This window comes from Nostoc sp. UIC 10607 (assembly GCF_047228265.1).
Taxonomy (GTDB): domain Bacteria; phylum Cyanobacteriota; class Cyanobacteriia; order Cyanobacteriales; family Nostocaceae; genus Nostoc; species Nostoc foliaceum_A.
In genome coordinates this window covers 17,488-28,823 of sequence record NZ_JBIQNW010000070.1, presented here as the reverse complement: position 1 = coordinate 28,823, position 11,336 = coordinate 17,488, and the positions used below count along the sequence as shown (strand labels likewise).

Here is an 11,336-nt window from a genome sequence, read left to right as displayed (position 1 = left end):
GTGGCGAGGTTGGTTAAAATTACACGACCTCTGTGAGGGTTGGCAGCTTGCAAAAGAGACTTAACGGGAAAAGTCAGGTTTGGATGTCTCTAAATCTATTAGTACTGCACAATAATTTCCTTTTCCTTTCACTAGAGCTATCTCATCAATTCCAAATCTTTTTAATTTTAAAGGTTTTGAATCCGATAATTCTTCCGATGCGTCTTTTAACATACCTTCTATCTCTTCTGTTGTAACTATCCCTTTTGAAGCTACAGTATGAATATCGTTTTCTAAAACTTCTTGTATTGTTTTCTGTGCCAGCCGCTTTGTATAAGTTCTTTTCTTCCTGACAAAATCTAAATTTTCACTAAACGGTTTTTTACATATTTCACATTTGAATTGACGCCGATTAATTTCTAAAAATACTGGCTTATTCCCAAAAGGTAAGTCTTTAACAATATGTCGATGATTTTGATGTAATTTCTGACTTGAGGTGCCACACCTGGGACAAGTACATATAATCTTTTTGATTCGGTTTGTAAAATAATTCCAATTCCATCGTGAAAGCGATGCGATATAACTTTTATATCTCCTAAATCAAAAAGTTCTGAAAGAATTTTAATATCTCTTTTGCTACTCATAAGTATAAATTTATATCAAAATAGTCGAGATAATATCTACAGGTAACAATAAATATTATTGATATGTCAATTCCTACAGTACTTTTAGCAGATATTTGATATATTTTTTGACATTTTTCGATATCTATTCTTAATAATTTGGCATAACAAGTACTGAAGAACCATAATTTTTATCTAGATAGTTTAATTGATATTAAATATTCTTGCATTTATCATTATTTTTATTTCAAATGATGCACAATAGATCTGTAAAGATTTTCGGACTTATTGCTATGTTTAAGCAAAATTTAGAGTCTTCACCAGAACTGCTAAGACAGCTAGCCAAGACCGATAAAAGACTCCCCTATCGCAAACCTGAAGTTTTTTCGCTTGGTAATTTAGAACAGATTCAGGCTGGGGTTAACGGATCTCAAAATGATGGACCTAATACATCTTACTGGTGGAATCCTTGACTAAAATTAAGATTTTTTCTGGCGTTGCTGAGTATGAGGATGAATTGATTTATTTAGGTACAGTTTGATACCTAAGATAGTAAATAACCTGAGTTCGGGTTAAAGATAAGGAGGTAAAAGCCACTCCAGTTGAAGGCTAGATTTCTTAGGTTGATGGCAATAAGCGATTAATCCGCAAAGAACGTTAACGCAAAAATTAACGGGGCTTCGGTGTCGAGAATGTTCAATCTGAGAAATGTTTTTGAGCTGGTCGTTAATCGTCTCAATAATTGAGCGTTTACGGGACAAAAGCTTGTCATGAAGACGCATCAGCCTATTCTTCATATTGCGACGGGGTTTAGCGAAAAATTGGATTCCGAACTCTTCCAAAAGCTGAGAAGCAAGTTTTTCAGAAACATAGCCGCGATCGCCAAATATTTACAGAACAAAGCATCTAAACTAAACATAGGACAGGTTGCTAGATTTGTTGTTATTTTCAGCTTACTACCTGTCCTTTTCCTTATCCCGAACTCAGGTTAAATAGTTTCGCATTAATTTAAGCGAGTATCTCATTGTTAGAGATTGTTTTAAAAATGATTACTTATACAGCGCTTTGCAAGTAAATGAGGTACAGACTTATAGAGTGTAAATCTTGTAGGGTGGGCATCTTGCCCGCCATTGTGTACTCACTGCTACGAAATTTGCTGTAAGTTTAAACACTTGTTGCTACCTCCTAGTCTGCCTTAAAAAACTTTTAAAGTCCCCCTTTTTGAGATGTCGGGGTATTTTAAACTTTTGCTACGAACAAGATGACTTTAAAACATCCTCTTACTTATGATGTGGAATCCACACCGCATTGTCTAAAAAAAGATTTTCTTTCCTCTTCATTTGCAGTTATTAGGAATTAATGTGAATTCACTGTTTCAGTGTACTAAAATCGTACACTAAATCATCTCCCTCTCTTACTAAAGGCCATTTTTTCCACGTTCTTAGACAATCTCGGTTGGATGAAATTTTGTTAGGCAGTGTGGTCCTGCAAAGATAAATATCAGGGGGAAAATCTTTTTCGTCTCTTATTTTTATGGCATCACTCTTAGGAGAAAAAGCTTGTTTGGTTAGTGTGGCATCTGTGAGATTAGCATTGGTGAGATTGGCATTGGTGAGATTAGCATTGGTGAGATTAGCCTTGGTGAGATTAGCCTTGGTGAGATCAGCATTGGTGAGATTGGCATCTTTAAGATTAGCTTCGTACAAATTTGTGTTCTTCATAGAAGCTTGTCTAAGGTTGGAACCGTTGAGGATTGAAGAACTGAAGTCGGCTTCTGAAAGGAAAGCTTTGGATAAATTGGCATTACCAAAGTCAGCCTTTTTGAGGATAAAGAGGTCTAATTTGATTTCGGGAAGATTGAGGCTGTTCAGATTAATACCAATTAGGAGGTTTGCCTGTCTCTCTTGCTTTTCACAATATTTTTCTTTGTCTTTATCGCTATTATCGATACAACGTCGATCTTTAGCAACTAAATTTGTTTCTCTCAAGAAATTAAGGAGCAAGTCGCGGCGTTTTTCATCTAAACGTAGCAAGTTCAAGGTGGTTAAAGTTTGTGCCCTCGCGATAGCCTCCAATTCTTTAAACTGACTGTTATTTACATCTGTTAATATTTCCACTATATTGTCTTTGTCTTTTGTTGTTATCACTTTTTCTTCTAATCTTTGTACTACGTTGATGAGGTGAGGAATTGAGTCTAGATTATTAGACTGTTGGTTATCTGTATGAATGCTTGGGTTATCTGTATCTGTAATAAGGTGGTATAGGGAACCTAGTTTTTTATCAATCAGTATGTCTGTCATTTGATTGAAATAGTTGTCTAGGGCTGTTTGCTGGTATCTTTCTGCTGCAATTTGTACTTGGTTATTTTGGAAACTATAGCTTATCCAAAGACCTACTAAGCCCAAGAAGGTAGCTCCCCCTATTAATTGCAGAATATCCCATAAGGTTTTACTAGCAAAGCCAGTGTTTTTGTAGAACTGGGATAGCCCATTTCTTGAAGGTATGTTGCGCTCTTGGTTGTTTAAAGGTATGTAATACTCTTGTCGTACACGGTGTTGTTTTTCTGTTTCGGAGTAATCAATAGCTTGCTGATTTTCTTGTTTATTCAACATTTTAATCGCCATCCTTCTCTAAAAAAAGAATATCTCAAACGGAAAATGATGATTTTCCTGTAATTTGCCAAAAAAAAAGAAATAAAGAAAAATATTTAAATCAAGGATTTTCTTAAAAATATTCCCTATTTTCCTATTTTGTTGATTTTATAGCTTATTTAATTGATTTTGATGATTTAGTAAGATATAAGCTAAAATTGTTTCAATTTATAGATGGGTCTAGATAATTAGCAGATGATGAAAAAGTTTAACTTATATTCTATAAATGAATGAGTCAATGTAGACAATTATTGCAACATTTTTTAGTATTGTATCCGTTTAAAAGAATGTTTTATTTAATGCCAATATTTTAAGTAAAATTGACAATAATAATTTCAACAAAATATGTAATTTTTATCACTAATTAATACAGTAATAAAAAATGTTGAATACAGGAAATACAAACAACTACAGCCTCAATCGAGACATTTTTCTATTTGTACAAGATGGGATCGCTCAAATCTTGGACTTTAATCATGGGCAGTTTTATGGACTAGATAAAATTGCTACATTGATAATATTACTCGTACTAGAAAAAGGGGTAGAAGAGACAATTAACGAAATAACTAAAATATATGACGTAACTGAAGAAAATCTTCGCTATGACTTGAATATACTATTACATGACTTAGAGCAAAAAAAACTACTTGTTACTCCTATGAAATCACTTGATTGGTGGTTTTATTTAATACATTTTTGTCGAAGAATACTCAATAAAATCTTACTTTCGCTCTTAAAAACAGTCAGTTCAATTTTCTGCAATTTAGTGAATCCTGAAGCAACTCCCAATCGTTTTACCGTTGAGCTATTGTTAAGTTTAAGTTGGCTTAGTTTTCGTTTAATCGGATGGAGTCGCACTGTCTCATTGTGGCAGTACTGGCATAGTGCAATTTCAACAGCTGACACCACAGTAATAACAGATGTCATTCAGACAGTGGATCGAATGGTACGGGAAGCAGCTGCTAGTAAGCTTTTCTTACCAATGGTTTGTAAAGAACGGGCGCTGGTTGGTTATCATCTTCTCCGCACTTTTTACAGCTTACCTGCAACTTTAGTTATTGGCATTGATCGGTATCCGTTTCAAGTCCACGCCTGGGTTGAGTGTCATGGCTTAGTTGTGACGGATGAACTGGCTCATTGTCAATCCTTTATCCCAGTTATCAGATATTTCTAAAAGCGACAGCGAGGACAGCCATGACAACCGGATTTGAAGTCACCCTAGAAGCAACCGGAAAAGCCGAATTTCATTTCTTTTCTCTAGTCTCTTCCCTAGTAACCTTCGCCCAAGACTCTGCAACAAAGATGGCAGTGGTGCTGATGGGACGCATTTATTACCTGGATGAATTAAAAACTCGCTTTCCTCAAGCATTCCCGCAGGAATTCGCCTCAGATGCAGCCTTGGCATTAGCTATTTTCCAACATTATGGCGCACCAGGTTTAGAGAAACTTGAGGGTGAATTTGCACTAGTGGTTTTTGATCCAAAGCGATCTTGTCTTTTAGCCCTGCGAGATCCCCTGGGAAGCTTTCCCTTGTACTGGACGCGCTACAACGAAACCACCTGGGTTAGCACTAATTTGCAATTATTAACGCAACGACTTCCTCAAGCTGCCATTAATAAAGATTTTCTTGCCTCATTCTTAATGTTTCCCTATGCTTTTGTCGATTTACCCACTGAAAAGACAGCATTTGAGGAAATTCAACGGATTCTACCGGGCACTCTCCTAGTATTGACTGCCGCTGGTCGTACAACAAAAATCTGGTCTTGGGACTGGATGAAGCAAATTCAACCGATAGAAAATATCACGCCCCAAGAAGCAGGTTTACAGTTTATCCACCTTTTTCGGCAAGCGGTCAAACAGCGAATTCAGGACGAGAAAATCGCTTCTCACTTGTCAGGAGGGATGGATAGCTCTTCTATAGTGTGTATTGCCCGCGATCTACTAGCCGCAGAAACCTCTCCCAGACGGCTGATTACCCTTTCTTTGATTTATCAAATGCGGACTCTGGCAGGTGAAACGGATTACATTCAAATGGTGGTGGATCGGGGAGGAGCAATTGAACCACACTATGTGGATGGGGAGACAGCTCTAGACTTCCAGTGGTTCACCAAAGAAATCCCTGCCCACGACGAACCTTATCCTGGTTTATTCCACTTAGCAATGGAAAAGGTGCTGGTCGATGTAGCTGCTCAGATGGGGGTGACGGCAATTATGAGTGGAGGAGGAGCAGAACTGATTGTAGAAGGAAATCGAATGCACTTGGCAGATTTTATGCGTCAAGGTCACTGGAACAAAGCTTTACAAGAGGCGCGTCAATGGGCTAATGCCAAGAACCAGAGTCTCTGGTCAATTTTGTACCCATTCGGAATTGAACCCTTAATTCCGCCACTGTTGCGAGAGGGCTTCCCAGCTTTAATCCGACAGGGCTATGGACGCTGGCCAAAGCTAGGTTTATTTACCATTCCTCCTTGGGTTCTCCCTGATTTTGCCAAGCAGCACGATATGTGGGGCAAAGCGCTAGCGACTATACGTGATATCAACAGATATCCGGTAGAGCAATCCTTAAATCTGCTAGGACTGCGTGCATCTGCCGGAAATTGGGCTGCCTGGAATCTTGCCGCACCTCTGGGAATCCGAATTTGCCAACCCTTCCTCGATCCGCGTCTGATTAGCTACTGTCTCAGTCTCCCCAGAGAACTGAGAGAAATCCCTGGCGTTCCCAAACCTCTGCTGCAAGTAGCGATGGGAGGGATTCTGCCCGAACCAATTCGGACTCGGCGGTTCAAGGGAAATTTCAACGAGGTTTATTGGCAGGGACTAGCGAAGAATTTACCTAATCTAGAGGAAATGGTGGCTCAGTCGCGGATTGATGAATTAGGCATTTTCGACAAACAGCAATTGATTCAAGCCATGCGACAACACGCGATTGGGATTGGCGATGTGAGGAGTGGTAGCCGGATCAGTAGTTCCTTGGCTGCGATCGCCTGGTTTGACCAAATGAAAGCTAATCGCTAATCCGTTTCGGATAATAAGTAATCACACAGAATTATTTACATATGAGTTTCTATAGCAATCCAATCTAATTTAAGTATATGTAGTGGACTGATACGGCTAAAATGATGCAATCATAGTCACGCTAATCTTCGATAGCAGACATTGTAACAGTGCTAAGATGTCGAACAGGGGCAAGTTGTAACTTCTGAGTTGTCGTTGTGAAAGACAATAACTCTATTACATCATCCCTATCTCTTCATACTATTTTTTTGACGAAGGTATTGAGTTTCAAGCGAGTTTTTGCTTTTCGCTAATGCGATCACCAATAAACTTGTTTATACCTTTCTAGATAAGTTAAAATCATACGTTAGTAATCCAGTAACATCAGTATCAAAGGCAAATAAATCACCGGAGTCAAAACTTTTTTCGATGTCTTCTTGCTTAAGGCCAATAGAGGCAGTGGTGATATAAAGTGTCTGTAAATCCTCGCCTCCGAAGGTGCAACTAGTCACAAGTGGTACTGATAGCTGTAACCGGAAAATCTCTTTACCCTCTGGGCTGAAGCGAATCACACACCATCCATTCCACATTGCTGACCAGATATATCCTTGACTATCTATGGTCAAACCATCGGGAAAGAAAGACTCACCAGTTAAATCAACAAAAATACGGCGGTTGCTAATATTACCTGTGGCTGTATCAAAGTCGTAAGCATATATTTTTTGCTGGGGAGAATCTGTCAAGTAAAATTTTTCGTGATTGGGACTCCACCCTAAACCATTGGAAACAGTCAGTCCTGTTTCCATCACATGTAATGAACCATCAAAGTCATAGCGATAAAGGCTAGACTGAGCCTTTCCTGAGGAAGACATTGAGCCAAACCAAAAGCGACCTTGAGGATCGCATTTAGCATCATTAAAACGGTTATCTGGCAAATCTGTTTCAATCTCAACAATTGGGGTGACTATACCTGTCTCAGTATCGAGGAATGCTAAACGATGGCGTTGCGCTATAATCAATTGATTTTTACCTGCTTTAGCGATTGCTCCGACTACATCGCCTACATCAAAAAAAACATTTTTCCCACTAGCAGGATGGAACTGATGCACCCGATGATTATAGATATCGACCCAGTAAAGTAATTTTTCATTATCATCCCAGATTGGACCTTCGCCCAAGCGGGCCCGTGCGTTTAAAATGTTGTGGAGTTTATCTTGCACAATCTGATACATATTATATGCAAAAAATTTATATGAAGTGGCAGCTAAAAAAAATACTAATTTCTTTGGCTGAAAGTCAAAAAAGAAACCTTCACATTTACACCAATTCTCTAAAATTCAGCAACAAATGCAAACTCTAAAAACAAGATGGCATCTGGCTTTCTTAATTTTGAATTTTGTAGCTTGCTTCCCGTAGGGTATTTTGAATTTTGAATTGGTATTACCAATTCTCTCAATTAAAACTACAAATGATTTCTGATACTTTCCCTGCTTGCCATCTGTAGCTAGCTTCCAGAGAAACAGTATTATGTCCTTTGACGTTGGAAAACAACAAATCCGTTTGCTGGAACTATGGGATTAATATATCCGTTAGTTGCAGATATATTAAATCCAAAGTTACCTATACTATCTCCTCCGTAAAGTGAAGCATCACTATTAAATATCTCGCGCCACTGATCATCTCCGATTCGGGAATTGTTTATGGTGTAACTTGAGGAGAAGGGCTGATTATTCAAACTAGCTACAACTAAAAATTCTTCAGTTACATCCCAACGTCTGAAAGCAATAACTCGGTTGGCATTGTGAACATAGAGAATATCAATCAAGTGCGATCGCAATCCGGAATGGTTGCGGCGCAGCTGAATCAGGTCTTGGTAAAATCGGAATAATTTCTGACCATGAGTTTGGTGATCGCCTAACAAATCCTCTCGGTTATGTATGAAGTCGCCGTATCTGTAAGGTTTTTGTGCGCCAATTTCCTCACCCATCAAAAACATTGGCGTACCAGCCGACAATATCGACACTCCCACAGCAAAACGACAACGCGCCTCTGCATAACGGCGGGTTTCGCCAATCAACGGTGCGGCGTTAGCAGCAGATACAATGGTGCGCCGTGATTCAACTCTCTGTCCTCCTTCTTCAAAATAAGAGTTACCCGCTTCGTCATGGGATTCATGATAGACAACCTTTTTATGACCAGACCATCCCAAAGCCCCAGCAAATTTATCCATAGCTAAGGGTGCATCTGTACCGTATCCAGCTGTAGGAATTAATTTGGCATATTCCGTTCCCGGCCTAGCATCTCCAATTAAATGGTGATAAAACTCAGAATACCAAGCTGCATCAAAACCTAAGCCCCCAATATCGGGCGATTCAGTGACTTTTTCCCAATCCGAATGATCCTCAGCCATCAAGAGGGCATCAGGTCGGATCAGCTTCATTGTCCTTGTCCATTCTCTGAGGAACTTAGCACCAAAAATATTGGCATTACCAACAGGACTGCCATCAGCGTGCAGTTGGTTGTATAGGTGCATAGAAGTTGTCTGATCAACCCGGAAGCCGTCTACATGAAACTCTTCCATGAGAGTTACAGCACTGCTGATAAACATCTGTCGCACCATCTCTTCATAAAACCGAGGTGCATAACCCGTAGACATATTGTCAACAAAGCCACCTTCAGGGAAAGGTCTACTATCTGGGTAAAAATAATCACCAGAGTTGCCCTCATACCAGTAATAGATATTATGTTCGGGAATATCCGAGTCGTATGCCCATTCAGCCCGTTCTCCATCAGGATTGAAGTGGTTGTACACCACATCTAAAATCACGGCAATTCCATGACGATGGCATTCTCTAACAAAATGTTTCAGTTGGTCTCTACCACCCGCACTATATTCCAAAGCAAAGTAATGAGATGTTTCATAGCCCCAATTTACTTCGTCTCGAAATTCTGCCATCGGTAAAAGTTCGACAGCGTTAATTCCCAATTTTACTAAGTAGGGTAGTAAAGCGATCGCATCCTCAAAGTTTCCTGGTCTATCGTGACCATAACCTAAAGACCCTACATGGAGTTCATAAATCACTAAATCTTCAACACGCTGGGGTATATGGCGTTCCAATGAAAACTCATCATGCCAGAACTCCTGTTCTGGGATAAATTCTTGTTCTGGCCAGACTGGTTCCTGAAAACGTTTAGTTACGATATCTGGATTGATGACTACAGAACAGCTTTTAGTACCATCCAAATCTTGATATTTTCCCGAAAAAGGTGTTCCCTGTTTATCTTGATATCGACTAGAGAAAGGCTTACCATCAGGATTGATATTGCCTTTACCAATTTGACAACGAGAGTACAAATCAGTTCGATAAACTACCCGTCCTCCTTCATTGGCAATCCGAAACATATAAGGGATGTGGTCAAAGCGGGAGAAATTAGCCAGTTCTGGTGATACTGTCACATCTGTTTGCCAAATCCCCTCCTCTGTCCGCGACATAGGAAATGGTCCCAGGTGAGGATTCATGCCAAAATCAGGATCATCTCGAAAAAAATCGTCTGCAATATACCCACTACTGCTGTTACCAAACACAACTTCTACATTACGGGCATTTGGCGACCAGACAGCAAACCGCAGCGCAGGCTGAGATTCACCAGGAAGATAATATGGTTGCGCACCTAGCCTGCGACTATGAACTAGATAATATCTCTCTTGTTGAGACTGACCGTTTTCAGGAGATTGTAACGTAAAACTACGATGGCGATCGCTGGAATTGCGATCATTAATCTCAGTTGGGATTCCCCACAAGTTATTACCTGCTGGACTATCTAGCATTACACCCCAGCGAAATAGCCAACCAACTTGGGAATCATCAAGTTCAACCGTAGTTTGAAAGCCAGGACAGCCATCTTCACCAATGATTTGCTGCATTTGGTGCGATCGCCATTGTTGAGAATAGCGACCGTTTTCATCCCAAGTGCCAATTAAACGGGGATTGTTAAAAATTGCTTTTTTGATACCTGTAAAATAGGTAAACTGAACAGTAATTGTAGCCATAATGGCATCCTTCAGGTAATTAGGTTATGGTTTTCATATCTGTCACCACCACTTTTTGCAAGTTACGCAAAATGTATAGGCTGAGTTTTCCGACCTGTTAAATCTGTCTCCAAAGGCGGTGGATTATCTTGATCAACAAAGCCTTGGCTAATTTCCACAATTCTGCCGTCTGGGTCATAAATCCAAACTGTACGCCACCCTGGAATATATTCATCAAAGTTCAAAGGGCCAAGAGTTATCTTGGCATCGTCGCCCATCTCTGCTAACTTGGCGTCTACATTATCAACCTTAAAAGCCAAGTGACGTACAGAGGGATATTCTGGCCCATCATTAATTGGGAGAACTACAGCAAGTTCCTCTTTCGCTTTAAAAAGCTCAAAGTAGAAGGCACTATCAAGCATCTTGATCGCAACAATCTGCTCACCATCGGGAACTTTTGTCACCCTAGCTCGCTTAAAACCAAAGTTTTTTGTGTAGAATCTTTCTGTCGCAATTGGGTCTTTACAAGTAAGTGCAACTTGAGAAAAGATGTGCAAGCTCATGACTTATTTTCTCCATGATTTTTGACTCGAAATTTATATGCTGGCTCTGTTCATAACAGCCCTATGAATTTGAGAGTTTTTTACCGATTAGTTTTTAAGAATCTTCTAGCTTGTGTGCAACACCAAAATGACGAGCAATTTTGCCTGATTCCATCATCCAAGTATCAGCAACTACCCACTTACCAGTTTTAGGGGATTTAATTGTAGCTTGGAAGGAAATCACATCATTTGTTGCCAGAAAATTGTACAGAGAGTCCACTTTAATTTCCCCTTGATAGTCGAGATAAATGTTAAAAACTCTGATTAATTCTTCCCGACCTTGAACCACATTTGGGGGTGGAGTATCCAAGCAAGGAAAAGCATTATACAAAATTGCATCTTCTTTGTAGGTCTTGTTGATCATTTCCTCTACCTGTCTGGTTTCGAGGTAGCGTAAGTGTTCTTCAAGAAACTGACGGCCAGAGGTAATTTGTGTTGTCGCCATATTCATAATTTG

9 protein-coding genes and 1 pseudogene are annotated in these 11,336 nt (G+C 39.6%); 3 read left to right on the top strand and 7 right to left on the bottom strand.

The features are described from left to right. Positions 1-60: 60 nt before the first annotated feature. Entirely contained in the window at positions 61-213 is a 153-nt protein-coding gene (locus tag ACEYW6_RS31115; RefSeq protein WP_412982817.1) for a hypothetical protein, read from the bottom strand. Positions 214-895: 682 nt separating this feature from the next. Between ACEYW6_RS31115 and ACEYW6_RS31110 the strand changes: the two genes are divergently transcribed. Then, positions 896-1,075, top strand: a complete 180-nt coding sequence (locus ACEYW6_RS31110) for a hypothetical protein (protein WP_412982816.1) — start codon at positions 896-898, stop codon at positions 1,073-1,075. A 99-nt stretch (positions 1,076-1,174) separates the two neighbouring features. Here ACEYW6_RS31110 and ACEYW6_RS31105 read toward each other — a convergent pair. Both ACEYW6_RS31105 and ACEYW6_RS31100 read right to left on the bottom strand, forming a co-directional pair. Beyond that, positions 1,175-1,492: pseudogene (locus ACEYW6_RS31105) on the bottom strand (transposase); the annotation flags it as partial. A gap of 477 nt (positions 1,493-1,969) precedes the next feature. Beyond that, a complete protein-coding gene (locus tag ACEYW6_RS31100; protein WP_412982815.1) occupies positions 1,970-3,214 on the bottom strand; it encodes a pentapeptide repeat-containing protein in 1,245 nt (414 codons plus the stop codon). Positions 3,215-3,635: 421 nt separating this feature from the next. Between ACEYW6_RS31100 and ACEYW6_RS31095 the strand changes: the two genes are divergently transcribed. After that, positions 3,636-4,427 (top strand): lasso peptide biosynthesis B2 protein, encoded by a 792-nt coding sequence (locus ACEYW6_RS31095; protein WP_412982814.1) that lies wholly within the window; start codon positions 3,636-3,638, stop codon positions 4,425-4,427. 20 nt (positions 4,428-4,447) lie between these two features. Then, a complete protein-coding gene (locus tag ACEYW6_RS31090; RefSeq protein WP_412982813.1) occupies positions 4,448-6,268 on the top strand; it encodes an asparagine synthase-related protein in 1,821 nt (606 codons plus the stop codon). Between the two features lie 314 nt (positions 6,269-6,582). On the opposite strand, the gene ACEYW6_RS31085 is transcribed toward ACEYW6_RS31090, so the two are convergent. From ACEYW6_RS31085 to ACEYW6_RS31070, 4 genes are all read right to left on the bottom strand, one after another. Next, positions 6,583-7,479 carry an SMP-30/gluconolactonase/LRE family protein gene (locus tag ACEYW6_RS31085; RefSeq protein WP_412982812.1) on the bottom strand — a complete coding sequence of 299 codons (897 nt, stop codon included), beginning with the start codon at positions 7,477-7,479 and terminating at the stop codon, positions 6,583-6,585. 293 nt (positions 7,480-7,772) lie between these two features. Beyond that, positions 7,773-10,298, bottom strand: coding sequence for an alpha-amylase family glycosyl hydrolase (locus tag ACEYW6_RS31080; RefSeq protein ID WP_412982811.1), 2,526 nt, complete (start codon positions 10,296-10,298; stop codon positions 7,773-7,775). A gap of 62 nt (positions 10,299-10,360) precedes the next feature. After that, the gene (locus tag ACEYW6_RS31075) at positions 10,361-10,840 is read right to left on the bottom strand and encodes a VOC family protein (protein ID WP_412982810.1); all 480 of its coding nucleotides are present in this window, start codon (positions 10,838-10,840) and stop codon (positions 10,361-10,363) included. Positions 10,841-10,934: 94 nt separating this feature from the next. After that, positions 10,935-11,324, bottom strand: coding sequence for a hypothetical protein (locus ACEYW6_RS31070; RefSeq protein ID WP_412982809.1), 390 nt, complete (start codon positions 11,322-11,324; stop codon positions 10,935-10,937). Positions 11,325-11,336: the final 12 nt, after the last annotated feature.